This is a genomic window from Streptomyces fagopyri (assembly GCF_009498275.1).
In the GTDB taxonomy this organism is placed as follows: Bacteria; Actinomycetota; Actinomycetes; order Streptomycetales; family Streptomycetaceae; genus Streptomyces; species Streptomyces fagopyri.
In genome coordinates, this window is record NZ_CP045643.1 from 4,602,293 (window position 1) to 4,623,985 (window position 21,693).

The 21,693-nt window shown below is 71.1% G+C and carries 18 protein-coding genes; 9 read left to right on the forward strand and 9 right to left on the reverse strand.

Going from position 1 to position 21,693, the window contains the following annotated elements; translation table 11 throughout:
- The first annotated feature begins 148 nt into the window (after positions 1–148).
- Positions 149–2,308, forward strand: a complete 2,160-nt coding sequence (locus GFH48_RS19740; RefSeq protein WP_153289520.1) for an ATP-binding SpoIIE family protein phosphatase — start codon at positions 149–151, stop codon at positions 2,306–2,308.
- Here the strand turns inward: GFH48_RS19740 and GFH48_RS19745 are convergent.
- The 3 genes from GFH48_RS19745 to GFH48_RS19755 form a co-directional block, all read right to left on the reverse strand.
- Complete coding sequence (locus GFH48_RS19745) at positions 2,275–3,324, reverse strand: AI-2E family transporter (protein ID WP_153289521.1); 1,050 nt, start codon at positions 3,322–3,324, stop codon at positions 2,275–2,277. The two genes, GFH48_RS19740 and GFH48_RS19745, sit on opposite strands and share 34 nt — an antisense overlap.
- Positions 3,325–3,453: 129 nt before the next feature.
- Entirely contained in the window at positions 3,454–4,425 is a 972-nt protein-coding gene (locus tag GFH48_RS19750) for a pirin family protein (RefSeq protein WP_153289522.1), read from the reverse strand.
- Between the two features lie 119 nt (positions 4,426–4,544).
- Entirely contained in the window at positions 4,545–5,012 is a 468-nt protein-coding gene (locus tag GFH48_RS19755; protein WP_153289523.1) for an SseB family protein, read from the reverse strand.
- Positions 5,013–5,330: 318 nt separating this feature from the next.
- Between GFH48_RS19755 and GFH48_RS19760 the strand changes: the two genes are divergently transcribed.
- The 3 genes from GFH48_RS19760 to GFH48_RS19770 all read left to right on the forward strand — a co-directional run bounded on the left by GFH48_RS19760 (position 5,331) and on the right by GFH48_RS19770 (position 9,673).
- Positions 5,331–7,157: an acyl-CoA dehydrogenase gene (locus tag GFH48_RS19760; protein ID WP_153289524.1), complete on the forward strand. Its 1,827-nt coding sequence runs from the start codon at positions 5,331–5,333 to the stop codon at positions 7,155–7,157.
- A gap of 845 nt (positions 7,158–8,002) precedes the next feature.
- Entirely contained in the window at positions 8,003–9,310 is a 1,308-nt protein-coding gene (locus tag GFH48_RS19765) for a M18 family aminopeptidase (protein ID WP_153289525.1), read from the forward strand.
- A gap of 129 nt (positions 9,311–9,439) precedes the next feature.
- Positions 9,440–9,673, forward strand: coding sequence for a DUF6458 family protein (locus GFH48_RS19770; protein WP_153289526.1), 234 nt, complete (start codon positions 9,440–9,442; stop codon positions 9,671–9,673).
- 7 nt (positions 9,674–9,680) lie between these two features.
- Here GFH48_RS19770 and GFH48_RS19775 read toward each other — a convergent pair whose 3' ends face one another.
- Positions 9,681–11,525 carry a thioredoxin-like domain-containing protein gene (locus GFH48_RS19775; protein ID WP_153289527.1) on the reverse strand — a complete coding sequence of 615 codons (1,845 nt, stop codon included), beginning with the start codon at positions 11,523–11,525 and terminating at the stop codon, positions 9,681–9,683.
- Between the two features lie 41 nt (positions 11,526–11,566).
- The gene (locus GFH48_RS19780; RefSeq protein WP_153289528.1) at positions 11,567–11,959 is read right to left on the reverse strand and encodes a cupin domain-containing protein; all 393 of its coding nucleotides are present in this window, start codon (positions 11,957–11,959) and stop codon (positions 11,567–11,569) included.
- 51 nt (positions 11,960–12,010) lie between these two features.
- On the opposite strand from GFH48_RS19780, the gene GFH48_RS19785 reads away from it, so the two are divergent.
- Complete coding sequence (locus tag GFH48_RS19785) at positions 12,011–13,138, forward strand: GlxA family transcriptional regulator (RefSeq protein WP_153289529.1); 1,128 nt, start codon at positions 12,011–12,013, stop codon at positions 13,136–13,138.
- Complete coding sequence (locus GFH48_RS19790; protein ID WP_153289530.1) at positions 13,135–13,629, forward strand: LURP-one-related/scramblase family protein; 495 nt, start codon at positions 13,135–13,137, stop codon at positions 13,627–13,629. The genes GFH48_RS19785 and GFH48_RS19790 overlap by 4 nt, the downstream gene beginning before the upstream one ends.
- A gap of 316 nt (positions 13,630–13,945) precedes the next feature.
- Here GFH48_RS19790 and GFH48_RS19795 read toward each other — a convergent pair whose 3' ends face one another.
- Positions 13,946–14,740, reverse strand: coding sequence for a carbon-nitrogen family hydrolase (locus GFH48_RS19795; RefSeq protein WP_153289531.1), 795 nt, complete (start codon positions 14,738–14,740; stop codon positions 13,946–13,948).
- Positions 14,741–14,884: 144 nt separating this feature from the next.
- Here GFH48_RS19795 and GFH48_RS19800 point away from each other — a divergent pair, with 144 nt between their 5' ends.
- Positions 14,885–15,709, forward strand: a complete 825-nt coding sequence (locus GFH48_RS19800) for a maleylpyruvate isomerase family mycothiol-dependent enzyme (RefSeq protein ID WP_153289532.1) — start codon at positions 14,885–14,887, stop codon at positions 15,707–15,709.
- 71 nt (positions 15,710–15,780) lie between these two features.
- Here the strand turns inward: GFH48_RS19800 and GFH48_RS19805 are convergent, their stop codons facing one another.
- Together GFH48_RS19805 and GFH48_RS19810 are read right to left on the reverse strand one after the other, a co-directional pair.
- A complete protein-coding gene (locus GFH48_RS19805; RefSeq protein ID WP_153289533.1) occupies positions 15,781–17,085 on the reverse strand; it encodes an MFS transporter in 1,305 nt (434 codons plus the stop codon).
- Positions 17,082–17,765, reverse strand: a complete 684-nt coding sequence (locus tag GFH48_RS19810) for a GntR family transcriptional regulator (protein WP_153289534.1) — start codon at positions 17,763–17,765, stop codon at positions 17,082–17,084. The genes GFH48_RS19805 and GFH48_RS19810 overlap by 4 nt, the downstream gene beginning before the upstream one ends.
- A gap of 232 nt (positions 17,766–17,997) precedes the next feature.
- Between GFH48_RS19810 and GFH48_RS19815 the strand changes: the two genes are divergently transcribed.
- Together GFH48_RS19815 and GFH48_RS19820 are read left to right on the forward strand one after the other, a co-directional pair.
- Positions 17,998–18,894, forward strand: a complete 897-nt coding sequence (locus GFH48_RS19815) for a D-alanyl-D-alanine carboxypeptidase family protein (protein ID WP_153289535.1) — start codon at positions 17,998–18,000, stop codon at positions 18,892–18,894.
- A gap of 311 nt (positions 18,895–19,205) precedes the next feature.
- On the forward strand, positions 19,206–20,162 hold the full coding sequence (locus GFH48_RS19820; RefSeq protein WP_153289536.1) for a BRO-N domain-containing protein: 957 nt from the start codon (positions 19,206–19,208) through the stop codon (positions 20,160–20,162).
- Positions 20,163–20,245: 83 nt separating this feature from the next.
- On the opposite strand, the gene GFH48_RS19825 is transcribed toward GFH48_RS19820, so the two are convergent.
- Entirely contained in the window at positions 20,246–21,688 is a 1,443-nt protein-coding gene (locus GFH48_RS19825) for a dihydrolipoamide acetyltransferase family protein (protein WP_153289537.1), read from the reverse strand.
- Positions 21,689–21,693 lie beyond the last annotated feature (5 nt).

Genomic DNA, 21,693 nt, shown 5'->3' on the forward strand with positions numbered 1-21,693 from the left:
GTTCATCCAGTCTTCGCGGATCGGGGTCTGTTTCACGTGAAACTTCCGGGCACGGGCCCGGACCCACCAAGGGTACCGGCCACCCAAAGATCACCACTCCGAATACTCTCGGTGGCACCTACCGATCACCTCTTCATACAGTGGTCCAATGCGCACTGGTGAGCCCCTGCCCGCCGTGGGGGACGTCCTGGCCGCCCTCGCGACCGGCCTGTGGCGCTGGGACAACGCTCAGGGGCTGGTCACCCTCGACGCGGAGGCCGCCCGCCTCCTCGGCCTGCCCGCGGAGGCGGTGACGATCACCGAGGCCGCCGTGCGCGCCCGGTTCCACCCGGCCGACTGGAACGAGGTCGGCGGTGTCGTCCAGCTCGCCGTCGCCGAGGACACGCTCGCCGAGGTCCGGCTGCGGGTCATGGACGGGCACGGCAGGGTGCTGCGGACCGTACGCAGCCGTTCCAAGCCGACGATCGACCCGGAGACCGGGGAGTTCCAGCTGTTCGGCACCCTCCAGGAGGTCACCGAACCCTCCCCCGGCACCGCCGCGCGCACCCCGGTCACCGGTGACTGGCGCCGCTCGCGCGAGGCGTTCCTGCTGGACGCGGGGCGCGCCCTGGCCGAGGCCCGGTCGACGGCGGAAGTGCTGCGGGTCGCGGCCGGCCTGTCGATGCCCGGGTTCTCGCCGGACGGGCTGGCCGTCTTCGGCGCCGAGGGCGACCGGCTCACCGTCGTCGGACACCACGGACAGCAGCCCGGGGACGAGGGTCCCTTCACCCACATGTCGCTGGCCACGGACTATCCGGCGGCGGAGGTGGTCCGCACGGGCCGGGCCGTCTATCTCTCCTCGCCCGACGACTACAAGGAGCGCTATCCCGTCTCCTGGCCGCTGGCCCGGCACTTCGGCCGGGAGTCCTGGGCCTTTCTCCCGCTGACGGTCGCGGGACGCACGATGGGCGCGTGGATGGCGGCCTTCATGTACCCCGTCACCTTCACGCCCGACGAACGCTCGGTGCTGACGACCGTCGCCCGGATGCTCGCGCAGGCCCTCTCCCGGGCGGGCGCCGCCGAGACGGAACGCGAACTCACGGACGGTCTGCAGCGCTCGATGATGCCCACGCTGGGCCCGCGGATGCCGGGCATGGGCGTCGCCGCGCGCTACGTCCCCACCGGCGGCGGTCTCCAGGTCGGCGGCGACTGGTACGACGTGATTCCGCTGCCGGCCGGCCGCTTCGCGCTCGTCATCGGCGACGTCCAGGGCCACGACGTGCGCGCCGCCGGGCTGATGGGCCAGCTCCGCATCGCCCTGCGCGCGTACGCCTCCGAGGGCCACCGCCCGGACGCGGTCCTCTCCCGGGCGTCACGGTTCCTGTACGGGGTCACGGACTCGGTGACGTACGGCTCCAGCGGGCAGGACGGCGGCGGGGGCGCGGACGTCCGCTTCGCGACCTGTCTGTACGTAGAAGTGGATCCGGCGACCGGACTGCTGGACTTCGCCCGCGCCGGGCATCCCGACCCGGCGATACGCATGGCCGACGGGACGGTGCTGATGCGCCCCACGGCCGGTGGACTGCCGCTCGGTATCGATCCGGACGCCGACTACCCGACGACCCGGCTCGGCCTGGAGCCCGGCGAGACCATGCTGATCTGCACCGACGGACTGATCGAGACCGGCGGCCACGACCTCGACACCGGCTGGCGGCGCATCCGGCGGATCCTGGAGTCCCACGACGGTGATCTGGAGGAGCTCGCCGACGCGCTGGTGCAGGGCGTGCACGGGCCCTCCTCGCACCACACCCCGGGACCGCTGGCCGACCGCCGCGAGGACGACATCGCGCTCGTGCTGCTGTCCCGCCAGGGCGCGGGCCGGGACGGCACGGTCGCGGGGCCGGCCCCGGGCGCGCCGGCGACACGGCGTACCGCCCTGACCGTGGCGCAGAGCGCGCCCGAGCGGGTCGCGGACGCCCGCCAGCAGGTGCGCGAGCTGCTGCACGACTGGGGTTCCGAGGACCAGCGCGACTCGGCGGTCCTTCTCGTCTCCGAGATCCTGACCAACGTCCTGGTGCACACCGACGGCGACGCGCTGCTGGTCGCCGAGGTGACCGGCGCGTCGGGTGACCGCCGGATGCGGGTGGAGGTCACGGACGCGAGCGGCGACCTGCCGCACCGCCGCCATCCGGGTGAGCTGGCGTCCTCCGGGCGCGGCCTGGTGCTCGTGGAGATCCTCGCGGAGGCCTGGGGCGTGGACCCGCGCGGCGAGGGCAAGAGCATCTGGTTCGAGTTCTACGAGTCGTCCACGACCAAGCCCGACGCGTAGCGCTTGCGCAGCTCCGAGACCACTCCGAAGGCGGCCGCCGTCAGCGGTACGGAGAACAGCATTCCGAGGATTCCCGCGACGGACGCGCCCGCGGTGATCGCCAGCAGCACGACCGCCGGGTGCATCTGCACGGTGCGGCTCTGGATCACCGGCTGCAGCACGTGCCCTTCCAGCACCTGCACGGCGAGAACGACCCCGAGCGCCCACAGCGCGATCACCAGCCCCCGGTCGGCGAGCGCGACCAGCACCGCCACCGCACCGGAGATGAACGCGCCCAGATAGGGGATGTACGCGCCCACGAAGACGAGCGCGCCGAGCCCGACCGCGCCCGGGACACGCAGGATCAGCAGCCCGACGGTGATGCACAGCGCGTCGATCAGGGCGATGAGCGTGGTCCCGCGCATGAAGCCCTCGACGGCTCCGAAGGCGCGGCGCGCCATGGCTTCCACGGTGTCGGCGGTGCCGTGGGGCGCGAGCGAGCGCAGCAGGCCGGCGGCGCGGTGGGAGTCGCGGAGGAAGAAGAAGACGAGCAGCAGGGCCAGCACGGCCACGGCGATGCTCTCGCCGACCAGGCCGACCCCGCTGATGACGTTGGACGCGGCCGTCCCGCCGAACTTGGTCAGCAGCTCCCTGGAGTGCGAGGTGAGGTCGTCGAGGGAGGTGCCCGGCGCGCCGAAGTGCTCGGCGACGGACCGCGCGGCCTGTTTGAGCGAGGCCAGGATCTGGTCCCCGGTGTCGATGAGCGCGGCGACGACGATGTAGACCGCCCCGCCCACCACCACGACGACGGCGACACAGGTGAGCCCCGCGGCCAGCGACCGGTGGACCCGCATGCGCACCAGCCGCCGGTACAGCGGCCGCAGCAGCGCGGTGCCCAGCAGCGCGAGCAGCACGGGCACGACCGCCGTCCGCAGTTCCCCGCACAGCCGGATCCCGACCCACGCCACGCCGGCGACGAGCAGGATCACGGCACACCAGGCCGCCAGCCGCCGGACGCCCTCGGAGAGAAGCTGCACCTCTCCACCCGACCACGCGAAGGGCGGGCCGTCCTCTCGGAACGGCCCGCCCGGGTGACGCGGTGTCAGACTCGCGCGGTCGCGCGGGTGTACGGCGTCGGGATCGTACGGCGCCGGGGCCGTACGGCCCTACAGGCCGCGCTCGGACATTCCGTGCACCGCCGGGACGGTGCCCAGGCGGCCCTTCTGGAAGTCCTCGAAGGCCTGCTGCAGCTCCTCGCGGGTGTTCATCACGAAGGGGCCGTAGTGGGCCATGGGCTCGCGGATCGGCTGTCCGCCGAGGAGGACGACCTCCAGGTCCGGGGTGTTCGCGTCCTGCTTCTCGTCCGCGCGGACGGTCAGCGAGCCGCCCGCGCCGAAGACCGCGGTCTGGCCGGTGCGGACCGGACGGCGCTCCGCGCCGACGCTGCCGCGTCCGGCGAGGACGTAGGCGAGACCGTTGAAGTCCTCGCGCCAGGGGAGGGTGATCTCGGCGCCGGGCGCCACGGTCGCGTGGACCATGGTGATGGGCGTGTGCGTGACACCGGGACCCTCGTGGCCGTCGAGCTCACCGGCGATGACGCGCAGCAGCGCGCCGCCGTCGGGGGTGCTCAGCAGCTGGACCGAGCGACCGCGGATGTCCTGGTACCGCGGGGCCATCATCTTGTCCTTGGCCGGGAGGTTCACCCACAGCTGGAGGCCGTGGAAGAGGCCGCCGGACATGACGAGCGACTCCGGCGGTGCCTCGATGTGCAGGAGGCCGGCGCCCGCGGTCATCCACTGGGTGTCCCCGTTGGTGATCGTGCCGCCACCACCGTTGGAGTCCTGGTGGTCGAAGATCCCGTCGATGATGTAGGTCACGGTCTCGAAGCCGCGGTGCGGGTGCCAGGGGGTGCCCTTGGGCTCTCCCGGCGCGTACTCCACCTCACCCATCTGGTCCATCATGATGAACGGGTCGAGGTGACGGTAGTTGATCCCGGCGAACGCGCGACGGACCGGGAATCCCTCGCCCTCGAAGCCGCTGGGCGCGGTCGTCACGGTGAGCACGGGACGGGCCACGGCGTCGGCCGGCGCCACCACACGGGGAAGGGTCAGCGGGTTTTCGACGGTCACTGCAGGCATGTCGGTACCTCCTTGTGCTTCGAGTTTAGTTGATTGTTGAACTTTCTGCCACCCGGTAACGACGGACGCCCGGAGGGAATTCCCTCCGGGCGTCCGCGGTGATCCGTGAGCGGGCGGCACTAGCCGTACATGCGGCGCATCGCGAAGTCCACCATCTGCTCCACGGCCTTCGCGTCGAAGACCATGCGGTGCTCACCCTCCATGTCGAGCACGAAGCCGTAGCCGGTGGGCAGCAGATCGATCACCTCCGCACCGGTGATCACGAAGAACTTGGACTCCTTGCCCGCGTACCGGCGCAGCTCCTTGAGCGAGCTGAACATGGGGATGACCGGCTGCTGGGTGTTGTGCAGCGCCAGGAAACCGGGGTTGTCGCCGCGCGGGCAGTAGACCTTCGACGTGGCGAAGACCTGCTGGAAGTCCTCGGCGGACAGCGATCCCGTGGTGAAGGCGCGGACCGCGTCCGGCAGCGACGGCGGGGACGGCTCGGGATAGAGCGGCGGCTGCTGGCCGTAGCCGCCGGGCATCTGCTGCTGCGGCTGGGCGTACTGCTGCTGCTGAGCGCCCGCGTTCTGGTCGTAGCCGTACATGGCCCAAAGACTAGTCGGCGCGGCCCCCGGGGGAGTCACGGACGGCCATCCCCGTCCCCGGACACCGCCCGCGCTCCTCCGCCGGCGCCCCGGACGCGTGCCACGGACGGATTCCGCCGGAGTCCGGCCCGCGTTCCGCCCGATTCCGGCACGAGTTCCACCCGCGTCCGGCCGAAGTCCCGTTAGAGCCTCGTCACATAGGGACCGTCAGGGGTTGATTCTTATTACCGACGGGTAGCATCATCGTAGCTACTTGCTGGTACGTGTAACGAGGCTGCGAACACCTCCGCCTCCCCGAACCCTTACGGAGCCGTCGCCATGGGGCACTACAAGTCGAATCTCCGCGACATCGAGTTCAACCTCTTCGAGGTGCTCGGGCGCGACAAGTTGTACGGCACCGGACCGTTCGCGGAGATGGACACGGACACCGCCAAGAGCATCCTGGAGGAGCTCACCCGTCTCTCGGAGAACGAGCTGGCCGCGTCCTTCGCCGACGCCGACCGCAACCCGCCGGTCTTCGACCCCGAGACCAACACCGCTCCGGTCCCGGCCTCCTTCAAGAAGTCGTACCAGGCGTTCATGGACTCCGAGTACTGGCGTCTGGGCCTGCCCGAGGAGATCGGCGGCTCCACCGCGCCCCGCTCCCTCATCTGGGCCTACGCGGAGCTGGTGCTCGGCGCCAACCCGGCCGTATGGATGTACTCCTCCGGTCCGGCCTTCGCCGGCATCCTCTTCGAGGAGGGCACCGAGGTCCAGAAGCACATCGCGAAGATCGCCGTCGACAAGCAGTGGGGCTCCACCATGGTCCTCACCGAGCCCGACGCGGGCTCGGACGTCGGCGCCGGCCGCACCAAAGCCGTCCAGCAGGACGACGGCTCCTGGCACATCGAGGGCGTCAAGCGCTTCATCACGTCCGGCGAGCACGACATGTCGGAGAACATCCTCCACTACGTCCTCGCCCGCCCCGAGGGCGCCGGACCGGGCACCAAGGGCCTGTCCCTCTTCCTCGTCCCGAAGTACGAGTTCGACTTCGAGACCGGCGAGCTGGGCGCCCGCAACGGCGCGTACGCGACGAACGTCGAGCACAAGATGGGCCTGAAGGCCTCCAACACCTGCGAGATGACCTTCGGCGACCGTCACCCGGCCAAGGGCTGGCTGATCGGCGACAAGCACGAGGGCATCCGCCAGATGTTCCGCATCATCGAGTTCGCCCGCATGATGGTCGGCACGAAGGCCATCTCGACCCTGTCGACGGGCTACCTGAACGCGCTGGAGTACGCCAAGGAGCGCGTCCAGGGCCCCGACCTCGCGAACTTCATGGACAAGACCGCGCCGAAGGTCACCATCACGCACCACCCCGACGTACGCCGCTCGCTGATCACGCAGAAGGCGTACGCCGAGGGCATGCGCGCCCTGGTGCTGCACACGGCGGCGGTCCAGGACGACATCCAGGTCAAGGAGGCCGCCGGCGAGGACACCGCCGCGCTGGAGGCGCTCAACGACCTGCTCCTGCCGATCGTGAAGGGCTACGGCTCCGAGAAGGGCTACGAGCAGCTCGCCCAGTCGCTCCAGACGTTCGGCGGCTCCGGCTTCCTGCAGGAGTACCCGATCGAGCAGTACATCCGCGACGCCAAGATCGACACCCTGTACGAGGGCACCACCGCGATCCAGGGCCAGGACTTCTTCTTCCGGAAGATCGTCCGCAACCAGGGCGCGGCACTGAACTCGCTCGCCGAGGACATCAAGAAGTTCCTGGCGCTCGCCACCGGCGGCGAGGAGCTGTCCGCGGCCCGCGAGCAGCTCGCCAAGGCGGCCGTCGAGCTGGAGGCCATCGTCGGCCTCATGCTCACCGACCTCGCGGCGACCGAGCAGGACGTCAAGAACATCTACAAGGTGGGCCTGAACACCACCCGCCTGCTCCTCGCCTCCGGTGACGTGGTCGTCGGCTACCTGCTGCTGCGCGGTGCCGCGGTCGCCGCCGAGAAGCTGGAGACGGCGTCGGCGAAGGACCGGCCCTTCTACACCGGCAAGATCGCCGCCGCGAAGTTCTTCGCCGCGAACGTCCTGCCCGGCGTCACCGGCGCGCGCGAGCTGGCCGAGGGCGTGGACCTGGACCTGATGGAGCTGGACGAAGCGGCGTTCTGAGTCCGAGTCCCCCGGTGACCGCCCGGCGGCCACCCGCACCCGTCGACGGCCCGCTCCCGGATGTGTCTCCGGGGGCGGGCCGTTCGCCACGGCGGAGCGGGGGGTGCACCGGGGCGCGGGGCGGACGGCCCCGGCCGCCCCGGCACCTCCGGGGCGGCACCTCCGGGGCGGCACCGGGGCGGGCGCCGTCACCGGAAGGTGACCCCCGCACCAGGTACGGCACAGGAGATCCGGGTCCGGGTGCAGCTCCGGGTGCAGCTCCGGGTGCAGGGGCCAGGTCCGGGTGCAGCTCCGGGTGCAGCTCCGGGTGCAGGGGCCAGGTCCGGGTGCAGCTCCGGGTGCAGGGGCCAGGTCCGGGTGCAGGTCCGGGTGCAGGGGCCAGGTCCAGATCCGGGTCCAAGCCCAGGTCCAGGTCCGGATCCAGGACCAGGACGGGGTCCGGATCCGTGTCCGGGTCCAGGGCCGGGACCGAGTCCGGGACCAGGGCCAGGGCCGAGTTCGGGTCCGGGTCCAGGGCCGGGACCGGGACCAGGGGCCGGGTCCAGAGGCCAGGTCCGGGACCAGGGGCCGGGTCCAGATCCGGGTCCAAGCCCAAGTCCAGGTCCGGGGGCGCGATGAGGCGCACGAAAAGGCGTACCGCACGGGCGCGCGCCGGGGCGTGAACTTTCGGGGGCACCCGAGACGTGTCGGAACATGGGTGGCATCACCGTCCCGCACCGTCACTCCTGGCCGGGCAGTACCCGGGAACGTCCGGCTCCGGCCGGATGTCCGCCCTTCACATCCCCCTTACGAGAGCCCGCTCACCATCCCGGGGAGGGGCCCCCGAGCGTCGTTAAGGTGAACTCATGAGCTACCCAGCCCGCTTCGACCGCGGCCACACCGACGACCTCATGACCTTCCTGGCGGCGAGCCCCACGCCGTACCACGCCGTGGCGAACTCCGCCGAGCGGCTGGAGAAGGCCGGATTCCGTCAGGTCGCCGAAACCGACGCGTGGGACGGCACGAGCGGAGGGAAGTTCGTGCTGCGCGGCGGCGCGATCGTCGCCTGGTACGTGCCCGAGGGCGCCGGACCGCACACCCCGTACCGGATCGTGGGCGCGCACACCGACTCCCCCAACCTGCGCGTCAAGCCGCAGCCGGACACCGGGGCGCACGGCTGGCGCCAGGTGGCCGTGGAGATCTACGGCGGACCGCTGCTGAACTCCTGGCTGGACCGCGACCTCGGGCTGGCCGGCCGGCTGGCGCTGCGTGACGGCTCGACGCGCCTGATCGACATCGACCGGCCCCTGCTGCGCGTGCCCCAGCTGGCCGTCCACCTCGACCGCTCCGTCTCCACCGAGGGGCTCAAGCTCGACAAGCAGCGCCACCTCCAGCCCGTCTGGGGCCTGGGCGACGCCCACGAGGGCGACCTGATCGCGTTCCTGGAGGAGGAGGCGGGTCTGCAGCCCGGCGAGATCACCGGCTGGGACCTGATGACCCACTCCGTCGAACCGCCGGCCTACCTGGGCCGCGACAAGGACCTGCTGGCCGGCCCCCGCATGGACAACCTGCTGTCCGTGCACGCCGGCACGGCCGCACTGGTCGCGGTGGCCACGGCCGCGGGCACCGCCGGCTCCGAACTCCCGTACATCCCCGTCCTCGCCGCCTTCGACCACGAGGAGAACGGCTCGCAGAGCGACACCGGCGCCGACGGCCCGCTGCTCGGCGGCGTACTCGAACGCTCGGTGTTCGCGCGGGGCGGCACGTACGAGGACCGGGCACGCTCCTTCGCGGGCACCGTCTGCCTCTCCTCCGACACCGGCCACGCCGTCCACCCCAACTACGCGGAACGCCACGACCCGACGCACCACCCGCGCGCCAACGGCGGCCCCATCCTCAAGGTGAACGTCAACAACCGCTACGCCACCGACGGTGCCGGCCGCGCGGTCTTCACCGCCGCCTGCGAGAAGGCCGGCGTCCCCTTCCAGTCGTTCGTCTCCAACAACTCCATGCCCTGCGGCACCACCATCGGCCCGATCACCGCGGCACGCCACGGCATCAAGACCATCGACATCGGCGTGGCCATCCTCTCGATGCACAGCGTCCGCGAACTGTGCGGCGCCGACGACCCGTTCCTGCTCGCCAACGCGCTGGTGGCGTTCCTGGAGGGATGACCCTCACCAGAGGCCGCCGAGCGGTGCCGGCGAGCGGCGAGTGAGCGCCTCCGCATGTCTCGCGGGGTCCCGGGTACCCGGAACGGGCCCGGAAAGACCGCGAGTTGCTACTCCAAGGAGGCGACACCCATGGGCCTGGGCGGCTGCATCATCCTGATCGGCGCGGGGGCCATCCTCACGTTCGCGACCGACTGGCACATGAAGGGGGTCAACCTCGACCTGGTCGGCGTCATCTTCATGGTCGTCGGACTGATCGGCGTACTGACGTTCAACAGCATCGCGAGGAGGAGGCGCGTGGTGGTGCCGCCGACCACTCCGGTGATCGAGGAGGAGCGGCACCACCGCGGCGGATACGGCGTGTAGCCGCAGGTCAGTCGTCCATCCCCGCCAGCACCAGCGGCAGCCGCCGCGCACCGTCCGCGGTGAGGCGGACCGGCACACCCCAGTCCTGCTGGTGGACGTGGCAGGCCGGGTACTCGTTCGACGGATCGTCGTCGCAGGACGCGGCCATCGCGGAGACGTGCAGGACACCCTCCGTGACGGCCGGGTTCAGCTCCAGGGCCCGGGAGAGATCCGTGCCCGCCCCCTCGCCGCCGAGCAGCAGCTCGGGCGGGGTCGAGGAGACCAGCAGCCGGGTGGACGGACCGTAGCGGAGGTCCAGCTTCTGGCCCGCCGGAGCCTGGAAGATCACGTCCAACCGGAGTTCGCCCGGGGCGACTTCGGTCGCGGTGCGCTGGGTGCGGTGGGCCACCGACTCCACCCGCACGGCCTCCTCGGGCAGCCGCAGCCGGGTCAGCCGGTGCCGGGCGGACTCGACGACCACGATGTCGTCACCGACCAGGACCGCGTCGCTCGGTTCCCGCAAGTCCGTGGCCAGCGTGGTCACTTCGCCCGTCGCCGGGTCGTAGCGGCGCAGCGCGTGGTTGTACGTGTCGCTGACGGCGACCGAGCCGTCGGGCAGCGCCGTGACGCCCAACGGGTGCTGGAGCAGGGCCTGTCCGGCGGCGCCGTCACGGTGGCCGAAGTCGAACAGGCCGGTACCGACGGCGGTGTGCACGCTGCCGTCGGGGTCGATCCAACGCAGCGCCGACGTCTCGGAGTCGGCCACCCAGAGCCGGTCGGCGGCGGCCGCCAGCCCGGACGGCTGGGCGAACCAGGCCTCGGCCGGCGGTCCGTCGACGAGCCCCTCGTTCGTCGTGCCCGCGGCGACCCCGACGGTCCCGTCCGCCGGGTCGTACGCCCACAGCTGGTGCACCCCGGCCATGGCGATCCAGACCTTGCCGCCGAACAGCGCGACGTCCCACGGCGAGGACAGGTCGACCTCGCGCGCCGGGCCGGACGTCGGCGACCCCTGCCACCACTGTCGGCCGGTGCCCGCGAGGGTCGTGACCTCGCCGGTCGCCAGGTCGACGCGGCGCAGGGCGTGGTTCACGGTGTCGGCCACCACGATCGCGCCGTCCGCGCCGTCCGCGCCGTCCGCGCCGAGCAGGGCCAGTCCCTGCGGCTCGCTGAACCCGGCCGCGTCGGCCGATCCGTCCACGAACCCGCGCACGCCGGACCCGATACGCCGTACGACCGTCTCGCCGTCGGCCTCCAGTTCCACCAGCTGATGCCGGGTCGTGTCGCTGACCAGGAAGTTCCCGTTCGGAAGGGCGAGCGCCTTGCCCGGGAAGCGGAGCGCGGTCGGCTCGGGCTCCGGCGCCACGTACGGCCCGTCCCCGCGCCGCAGCGTCCCCTTGGCCGCGTGCTCGGCCTCCAGCTCCTCCACCAGCCGGGCGATCGCGTGCGCGTGCCCCTCCCCGGCGTGCTGCGCGACGACGTAACCCTCCGGGTCGATCACCACGAGCGTCGGCCAGGCCCGCACCGCGTACTGCTTCCAGGTGGCGAGCTCGGGGTCGTCCAGCACCGGGTGCTCGACGCCGTACCGCTCGACGGCGTCGACGACCGCCTGGTGCTCGGCCTCGTGCACGAACTTCGGCGAGTGCACGCCGATGATCACCACCGTGTCCCGGTGCTTCTCCTCCAGCTCCCGCAGCTCGTCGAGGACGTGCAGGCAGTTGATGCAGCAGAAGGTCCAGAAATCGAGGATGACCACGCGTCCTCGCAGGTCGGCGAGGGTGAGTTCGTTGCCTCCGGTGTTCAGCCAGCCGCCCTTGCCGATCAGCTCGGGGGCGCGGACACGGACACGGCGGGGCGCGGGGGCGGCATCGTTCATGCTTCAAGCATGCCATCCGGGTACGGACACGCGCCCGGCGCTCAGCTCAGGGCATGCCCCGCGGTGGCGTCCACGTGGTCCGGGATCTCGCCGTGGTGGTCGCCGACGGTGAGCGTGCCCGTGGGCTCGAACATCAGGATCGCGGCGCCGGTCGGAGCGCTCGGTCTGTGTTCGGTGCCGCGCGGGACGGTGAAGACGGAGCCCCTGGGAAGGACCACGGTCCGCTCGCCCGCCGGCTCCCGCAGGGCGATGGTCAGCTCGCCCTCCAGGACCAGGAAGAACTCGTCCGTGTGGTCGTGCACGTGCCAGACGTGCTCGCCCTCGACCTTGGCCACGCGCACGTCGTAGTCGTTGACGGCGGTGACGATACGGGGGCTCCACAGGTCGGAGAAGGAAGCGAGGGCGGCGCTCAGGGATACGGGTTCGTCGGCCATACCGCCATCCTCGGCCTGGTCCCGCGGGTCCACGAGTGCTAGAAATCGCACATGCCGCAAGGATCCTCGCACCCCGTCCTCGAAGGCTCCCCCGGGAACGGTCCCGGAGGCGCGGTCGGCACCGCTCCCGGGGCCGCGGGCGAGGGCGTTCCCGCAGCCGCCGCCGAGGCCCCTCCCCGGACCGGTCCCGCGAACGGTCCCGGGACCGCCGCGCACCGGGTCGTCCTGATCGTCGACGAGAACTCCAACCCGTTCGAGATGAGCTGCGCCATCGAGGTCTTCGGGCTGCGCAGGCCCGAGCTGGCGCGGGAGCTGTACGACTTCCGGCTGTGCGCGGCCACCGAGCGCACCCGGATGCGGGACGGGTTCTTCACGCTCGCCGACGTCGCCGGGCTGGAGGCGGCCGAGGACGCCGACACACTGATCGTGCCGAACCGGCCCGACACCGACGCGCCGCGTTCACCCGAGGTCCTGGACGCCATACGCCGGGCGCACGCGCGGGGCGCGCGGCTGATCGGATTCTGCTCCGGCGCATTCACACTCGCGGAGGCCGGGCTGCTGGAGGGGCGGCGGGCGGCCTGTCACTGGATGTGGGCGCCGTCGTTCCGGGAACGGTTCCCGGAGGTGCGGCTGGAGCCGGACGTGCTGTTCGTGGACGACGGCGACATCCTCACCGCGTCCGGCAGCGCGTCGGCGCTCGACCTCGGGCTGCACGTCGTACGGCGCGACCACGGCGCCGAGATCGCCAACGCCGTCAGCCGGCGGCTGGTCTTCGCCGCGCACCGCGACGGCGGGCAGCGGCAGTTCGTCGAGCGCCCCGTACCCGACCTACCGGACGAATCCCTCGCACCCTTGCTGGCCTGGGCGCGGGAACGGCTCGGGGAACCCCTCACGGTGGCCGCGCTCGCGGCGCACGCGGCGCTCAGCCCGGCCACCCTGCACCGGCGCTTCCGTGCCCAGCTCGGGACCACCCCGTTGGCGTGGCTGACCGGGGAGCGGGTGGCACTGGCGTGCCGCCTCATCGAGCGGGGCGAACACCGGATCGAGGTCGTCGCGCGGCACAGCGGCCTCGGCACCGCCGCCAACCTCAGGACACGGCTGCGGCGGGAGACCGGACTCAGCCCATCGGCCTACAGACGGCGTTTCGGACCGGCCACGGGGGAAGCCGTGACGGTATGAGATTCCTCGTGCGCGACCGGCTCCTCGGCTTCGGTGACGACTACTGGATCGAGGACGAGCACGGCAACAAGGTGTTCCTCGTCGACGGCAAGGCGATGCGGCTGCGGGACACGTTCGAGCTGAAGGACGCGCGCGGGCGCGTCCTCATCGACATCCACCAGAAGATGTTCGCCCTGCGGGACACGATGGTCATCGAGCGGGACGGCGAGACGCTGGCCACCATCCGGCGCAAGCGGCTGTCCCTGCTGCGCAACCACTACCGGGTGGCCCTGGTGGACGGTACGGAACTCGACGTCAGCGGGAAGATCCTGGACCGGGAGTTCGGGGTCGACTACGACGGGGAACTGCTCGCGCAGATCTCGCGCCGGTGGCTGCGGGTGCGGGAGACGTACGGCGTCGACGTCGTCCGGGACGACGCGGACACCGCGCTGCTCATCGCGGTGGCGGTCTGCGTGATCCACCTGGCGGAGAAGGAGCACGGCACGGACTGAACCGGCGCGGTGCGGCGCCGTGCGGCGCCGTGCCGGTTTTGCCGGTTCAGTGCGGCCCCGTGCAGCGCGATACGCGTCGGCCGCGTTCGCCGGGCCGGTCGCACGGGTCGGTGGTGCGGTTCCGTCGCACGCGTCGACGGCGCGGGTCCAGTCACATGGCTTCAAGCGGTGTGCGCCGGTCACATCCGTCAGCGGCGCGCGCCGGTTGCGTGTGCCGGTAGCGTGCCGGTTCCGCAGGTCGGCCGTGCGCCTCGGTCGCGTGCGTCAACGGCGTACGCCAGTCGCGCGCGGCAGCGACGCGCACCGGTCCCGCGTGTCAGCCGCGGGGCGGTGTGCGGCCCAGCGCGCGGTCCTTGAGTACCGGGAACTGTTCCCTCGTCGTCGCCACCTTCCCCGGGTCGAACTCGACCGTGAGGACCTCCTCGCCGGGGCCGGCCTCCGCGAGGACCTCGCCCCAGGGGTCGACCACGATCGAGTGACCGGCCTGGGGAACGTCCGCGTGGGTGCCGGCCGTTCCACAGGCGAGTACGAACGCCTGGTTCTCGACCGCCCGGGCCCGGGCGAGCAGGGTCCAGTGGGCGCGGCGGCGCTCGGGCCAGCCGGCGGGGACGACGAAGGTCTCGGCGCCCGCGTCGACGAGCCCGCGGAAGAGCTCGGGGAAGCGGAGGTCGTAGCACGTGGCTACGCCGACGGTGGTCCCCGGAAGGCGGACCGTCACCAGCTCGCCCCCCGCGCCCATCAGCACGGCCTCACCCTTGTCGAAGCCGAAGCGGTGGATCTTGCGGTAGACGGCGGCGAGGTCGCCGGAGGGCGAGAAGACGAGGGAGGTGTTGTAGACCGTCCCGTCCGGGGCGTGTTCCGGGACGGATCCCGCGTGCAGCCATACGCCCGCGTCGCTCGCCGCCTTCGCCATGGCCTCGGCGGTCGGCCCCTGGAGGGTCTCCGCCTCCTTGGCGAAGGACTCGTAGGCGAACGCGCCCGTGGTCCACAGCTCGGGCAGCACCACCAGATCCACTCCGGCTTGTTCTCGTACCAGAGCGGCCACACGATGCCGACGCGAATCGACCGATTCAGCAGCTTTTACGTCGATCTGGAGCAGAGAGGCGCGCACACTACCACCGTCCTGGCATTCGAGCCGTCCATACGGGCCTACGATCGTCACACGAAAGCACTGCCGGGGTGCCTCACAGCAGCGTAACTTAGCGTTCCAAGACACCCACTGCCCGCGTACCGACCGCCCGAGGGGTCCCGTTCCGTGAGTCTGCATCCGAGCCTTCAGTCCTACGCCGACGCCTGGGCCCACTCCGTCGATGCGATATCCGAGTTGGTGTCGCCGCTGGTGGAGGGCGAATGGAACCGGCGCACGCCCTGCCCCGGCTGGTCGGTACGGGATCTGGTGTCGCACGTGATCGGGCTCGACTGCGAGATGCTGGGCGACCCGCGGCCGATCCACACGCTTCCCCGGGACCTGTTCCACGTCACGAACGAGCACCAGCGCTACATGGAGATGCAGGTCGATGTGCGCCGCCACCACACGGCGCCCGAGATGACCTCCGAGCTGGAGTACACGATCATCCGCCGCAACCGTCAGCTGCGCAACGAGACGCGGCAGCCGGACGCCAAGGTCCGCGGCCCGCTCGGCACCGAGGTGACCCTCGAACACGCCATGCTGAACCGGGCGTTCGACGTGTGGTTGCACGAGCAGGACCTCCGGACCACCCTCGGCCGGCCGGGCAACCTCGACTCCCCGGGCGCGCAGATCGTCCGCGACCAGCTGCTCGCGGCGCTGCCGAAGGTGGTGGCCAAGGACGCGGGGGCGCCCGCGCATTCGGCGGTCGTCTTCGATGTCCACGGCCCCATGGAGTTCCTGCGCACGGTGCGCGTCGACGCCGAGGGGCGCGGCTCGATAGACGGTGCCCCCTCACTCGGCCCGGCGGCCACCCTCACCCTCGACTGGGAGACCTTCTTCCGGCTGGCCTGCGGGCGCGTGACCCCCGAATCCGTCTCCGACCGCATCAAGACCGAGGGCGACCCGGACCTGACCACGGCGATCCTCCGCAACTTCACGGTCACGCCGTAACGAGGGGCGGGGCCCCGGAGGAACCGGGGCCCCCGACAGACCGGGACAGCGGAGGAGGCCCCCGGCGGTGACTACGCCGGTACGTGCACCGTCTCCACCCGGCTCGCGACCAACCGCTCCCGCTCCCTGCGCGCCGCCTCCTTGCGCAGCCGGAAGATCTGGCTCAGCCCGACCGCCTGAAGGACGAACACCGCGGAGAACGCGATCCGGTAGTTGTCCCCGGTCGAGTCCAGCAGCACACCGATCGCGAACAGCGTCGTCATGGAGGCGACGAAACCACCCATGTTGGTGATCCCGGACGCGGTTCCCTGCCGCTCGGGCGGATTCGCGGGCCGTGCGAAGTCGAAACCGATCATGGAAGCCGGACCGCAGGCCCCCAGCACGGTGCACAGCGTCAGCAGCAGCCACATCGGCGCGTGCTGCCCGGGGTAGGCCACCGCGCTCGCCCATGCCACGGCGGTCGCCGACACCGTCCCGAGCGCCAACGGCAGCCGCGCCGCGTGGTGCCGGGCGACGATCTGCCCGTACACGAGCCCGACGAACATGTTGGACAGGACGACGAGGGTGAGCAGTTCACCGGCCGTCGCCCGCGACAGCCCCTGCGCCTCGACCAGGAACGGCATGCCCCACAGCAGGAGGAAGACCATCGCCGGGAACTGCGTCGTGAAGTGCACCCACATCCCGAGCCGGGTGCCGGGCTCGCGCCAGGACGCCAGGATCTGCCGGCGCACGAAGGCGGCCCCCCGGTGCGGGAACGGCTCCGGTTCGTGGCCCTCGGGGTGGTCCTTCAGGAAGAGGAGCAGCAGGACGAGGACGACCACGCCCGCGAACGCGCTGCCCGCGAACGCCGCCGTCCACCCGACCCCGTGCAGCAGCCGCGCGATCACGAGGGTCGACACGAGGTTGCCCGCCATGCCGACGAGCCCCGCGAGCTGGGCGACGAGCGGTCCGCGCCGGGCCGGGAACCAGCGGGTGCCCAGCCGCAGCACGCTGATGAACGTCATCGCGTCCCCGCAGCCGAGCAGCGCCCGCGAGGCCAGCGCCATCCCGTACGAGTCCGAGAACGCGAAGCCGAGTTGTCCCGCCGTGAACAGCAGGACGCCGAAGGTCAGCACCCGCTTGGTGCCGAGCCGGTCGACGAGCAGCCCGACCGGTATCTGCATGCCCGCGTAGACGAGGAGCTGGAGGATCGAGAAGGTGGAGAGGGCTGAGGCGTTCACATGGAAACGGTCCGCGGCGTCGAGTCCGGCCACCCCGAGGGACGTACGGAAGATGACCGCGACGAAGTAGACGGCGACGCCGACGCCCCAGACACCGACGGCGCGGCGCCCGCCGGGCGGATCACCCGGCAGCGACACGGCCGAGTGGGAGCTCATCGCACCTCTCCCCGCGCCAGGTTCGAGAACCAGCTGACGTGACGGTGGACGATGTCGACAGCCGCCTCCGCGTCGCCGGAGCGCAGGGCTTCGAGGATCTGTTCGTGCTCGGTGAGCGTCTTGGTGATCCGGTCGGGGTGCGCGTGCATGACGGCCACTCCCATCCTCAACTGACGGTCGCGGAGCTGGTCGTAGAGGCGGGAGAGGATCTCGTTGGCGCCGCTGCGGACGATCTCCGCGTGGAAGCAGCGGTCGGTGACGGCGGCGCCCGCCAGATCGCCGGCCGCGGCCTGTTCCTTCTGCTGGGCGAGGAGTTCCTCCAGCCGCGCGATGAGCCGCGGGGCGGCCGGTACGGCCTTGCGGACCGCGTGCTCCTCGACGAGCTGGCGGGTCTCGACCACGTCCGCGATCTCCTGCGCGGAGACGGGCAGGACGAGCGCGCCCTTCTTCGGGTAGAGCCTGATCAGGCCCTCGGCCTCGAGCCGGAGCAGCGCCTCGCGCACCGGTGTCCGGGACACCCCCACCGAGTCGGCGAGTTCGCCCTCGGTGAGCAGCGTCCCCCCTTCGTAACGGCGTTCCAGGACACCCTGCTTGACGTGGGCGTAGACGCGGTCGGCGGCGGGCGGCTGTTTCACCGGAGGGACGGCGGGCGGGGCGGGGACGGGTGGGGCGGCAGGCATGCGCACATCATAGATACAACACGCACGCATCGCCGTGGCTCGTCCAGGATGCGGACCGGCGCGACTCGAAGGCCTCTCGCGCGTTCACCTTGGGGCTCCCGGCGTAACCCACGTCACATCATTCAGTTCTCTTTTCCGTGCATCCCTTTGGGCGCGTGGGGAGTCCGTACGTGAGACGGCACTGCCATGTGCCGTTCTCCCAGGGGCATTTCGCGCATTCGGAGCGTTTATTTTGATTACCGGCATTAAGGGCACGCGTTTCCGCAGGGCCGCCGCTGTGACCGTCACGACCGGCGCCGTTCTGGCCGTCGGAGCCTTCGGCGCGGCACCCGCGGGTGCCGTGGCCACGCCCACGATCGCCGCCAAGGGCGGCTACGTGATGAACAACGGCACGGCCGCGACCCTCTACACCAAGGCCGCGGACACTCCGCTTTCCACCGGCTCCACCACCAAGATCATGACGGCCAAGGTCGTACTGGCCCAGTCGAACCTGAACCTGGACGCCACCGTCACCATCCAGAAGGCGTACAGCGACTACGTGGTCGCCAACAACGCCTCCCAGGCGCACCTCATCGTCGGTGACAAGGTCACCGTCCGCCAGCTCCTCTACGGGCTGATGCTGCCGTCGGGCTGCGACGCCGCGTACGCGCTCGCCGACAAGTTCGGCTCGGGCACGACCCGCGCCGCCCGCGTGAAGTCCTTCATCGGCAAGATGAACACCGCGGCGCAGAGCCTCCACCTGGCGCACACGCACTTCGACTCGTTCGACGGCATCGGCAACGGCAACAACTACTCGACGCCGCGCGACCTGACGAAGATCGCCAGCAGCGCGATGAAGAGCGCCACGTTCAAGTCGGTCGTGAAGACGAAGTCGTACACGGCGAAGACCAAGACGAAGACCGGCGGCACCCGCACCATGGCCGCGTGGACCAACACCAACGGTCTGCTGAGCAGCTACAGCGGCACCATCGGCGTGAAGACGGGCTCCGGCCCCGAGGCCAAGTACTGCCTCGTCTTCGCCGCCACCCGCAACGGCAAGACGGTCATCGGCACGGTCCTCGCCTCGACGTCCATCCCGGCCCGTGAGTCGGACGCGAAGAAGCTGATGAGCTACGCCTTCGCCAAGTAGTTCCCCGATGTGGGGGCGATGAGTTCCCGGCCTGAGGGAAAGGGGCCTGCCGCGCGACACGCGGCAGGCCCCTTCGCCGTCCCGGCTCCCCTCGTCGCACCGAGCGCGAGGGGCCGGCGCGCGGCCGCTCCAGCCGGCTCGTCCGGCGCCGTTCGCCGGCCCGGCCCGCGCTCGTCGCCCGCCGTCGTACACGTCCCGATCATCCCGCGCGGCCCATTCGATGATCTTTCCCTCGCAATCATGAACATCCTGGTACCCGGCTGGCATATTCGATTTCCTCCGTTCTACGTTCCGCGACGGAGGTGGTTCACATGAACGAACCCAGCAAGCGGCCCAGTTCGGCCGATCAGCACGAGGCGATCGACATCAGCGACTTCGTGTTCGCGGCGACCGGCGACCGGATCCGAAGGCTGACCATGCCGGACGGGAACCACTGGTTCCCGTCCGTGGACGTCTGCACGGAGTTGGGGTACATCACGCCCCGGAAGGCACTTCTCGATCACGTCCCCGAGGAGCACCGAGACAATCTCGAGACAGTGACTGGAGGTCACGGTCTCAGCATTCCCGCAGGTAGGACCTGGCGCCGAGACTTGCAACTGATCGACCTCCAGGGTCTGATCCTTCTCGTCAACGCCTGCACCAAGCCCGCCTGCGCCCCCTTCAAGCAGTGGGTCGCCGAGGTCATCGAGACCGTCCAGCGGGAGGGTTCCTACTCTCTCGAAGAGGCCGAGGTGCAGCCCGCCGAGCCGGGCGCCCCCATCGCCTACGCCATGCCCGAACAGGTCGCCGAGGCCATCGTCCGGCTGGAGGAGCTCAACCTGCGGGCGGACGAGCAGCACGCGCTCGTCCAGCAGGAGTCGCTCACCCTGCAACGGACCATGGTCGAGATGCAGCGCGCGACGCTCGTCACGCAACAGGCCATCGCCCAGGCCATGGAACGCATCGCGAACCGGCTCGACGTCCTGACGCTCGACCGTCCGGCGCCCACCGCCGCGTTCTCCACGCAGCCGACCGCCGAGTCCGTACTGGCCGACTGGCGGCAGCGGCTGAGCGTGACGTCCGATGTGTGGGCGGTGGCGGTGGTGATCGTGCCGGTCCTGGTCGAGGAGGGCGAACTGCGTCAGCCGCTGGACTCCATCGCGGCCCGTACGGGACTCTCCGTGCAGCGTGTCAACGACTGTCTGCGCATGCTGCGCAAGCACGCCTGCATCCACTCCCGGGGCGGCACCGAGGACGGGGCGCCCGTCTACGTGCTCAACCGTCCCTGACCTGGCCCAAGGCGAAGGGGCCGGTCGCAAGTACAATTTGCGGCCGACCCCTCCGGGTCGAATCTATCCGATCGACGGGGTTCTCACGCCCAGGTGATCAGTTTCTTCGGCTGTTCCAGGATCGCCGCCACGTCCGCCAGCACCTTGGACCCCAACTCCCCGTCCACCAGACGGTGGTCGAAGGAGAGGGCGAGCGTCGTCACCTGACGCGGTTTCACCTTGCCCTTGTGGACCCAGGGCTGGAGCTTGATCGCGCCGATCGCGAGGATCGCCGACTCGCCGGGATTGAGGATCGGCGTGCCGGTGTCGACGCCGAAGACGCCGACGTTGGTGATCGTCACCGTGCCGCCCTGCATCGCGGCCGGCGAGGTCTTGCCCTCGCGGGCCGTCGCCACCAGCTCGCCCAGGGACTCGGCGAGCTGGGGGAGCGTCTTGCTGTGCGCGTCCTTGATGTTCGGGACGAGCAGGCCACGGGGCGTGGCGGCGGCGATGCCCAGGTTCACGTAGTGCTTGAGGACGATCTCCTGGGCCGCCTCGTCCCAGGACGCGTTGACGTCCGGGTTGCGCTTGATCGCCACCAGCAGCGCCTTGGCGATGAGCAGCAGCGGGTTCACGCGCAGGCCCGCGAGATCCTTGTCCTGCTTGAGCTCCTCGACGAGCCTCATCGTGCGCGTCACGTCGACCGTCACGAACTCGGTGACGTGCGGAGCGGTGAACGCCGAGCCGACCATCGCGGTGGCGGTGGCCTTGCGGACGCCCTTCACCGGGACACGGGTCTCCCGCGCCGCGTCGTACGTGGCGACCGGGGCGGGCGCCTGGACGCGGGCGACCGACGCGGTCTCCTCGACGGACGCCTGCGGGGCCGGCACCGGTGCGGGCGCGACCGCCGCGTGGACGTCCTCGCGCGTGATGACGCCGTCCGGGCCCGAGGGGGTGATCGCCGTCAGGTCGACCCCGAGGTCCTTGGCGAGCTTGCGGACCGGGGGCTTCGCCAGCGGGCGCGGCCTGCCGTGTCCGTTGAGCTCGCCCTGGATCGCGGTGGCCGCGTGGAACACCCCGGACTGCTGCGGGGGAACCTCGGCGCCCTTGCGGGGGCGTCGCTTGGTGGAGGACTCGGCCACCCCGTACCCGACGAGGACCGGCTTGCGGCCCTCGGGCTTGGGCTCCCCGTCGGCGGGAACCGCCGGGGGCGGCGGGCTCGCGGGGACGGGCTCGGCGGCCGGGGCCACCACGGGCGCCGTCCCGCCGGGAGCCGCTCCTCCGGACACGTCCACCGCGATGATCACCTGGCCCACGTCCACCGTCGTCCCCTCGGGGAAACGGAGTTCGCGCACCACGCCGTCGTACGGGATCGGCAGCTCGACCGCGGCCTTGGCGGTCTCTACCTCGCACACGACCTGGCCGTCGGTGACGGTGTCACCGGGCTGGACGTACCACTTGAGGATCTCCGCCTCGGTGAGTCCCTCGCCCACGTCGGGCATCTTGAACTCGCGGAGCCCCGACGCGTTCTCAGTCATCGTCGTCACGACCC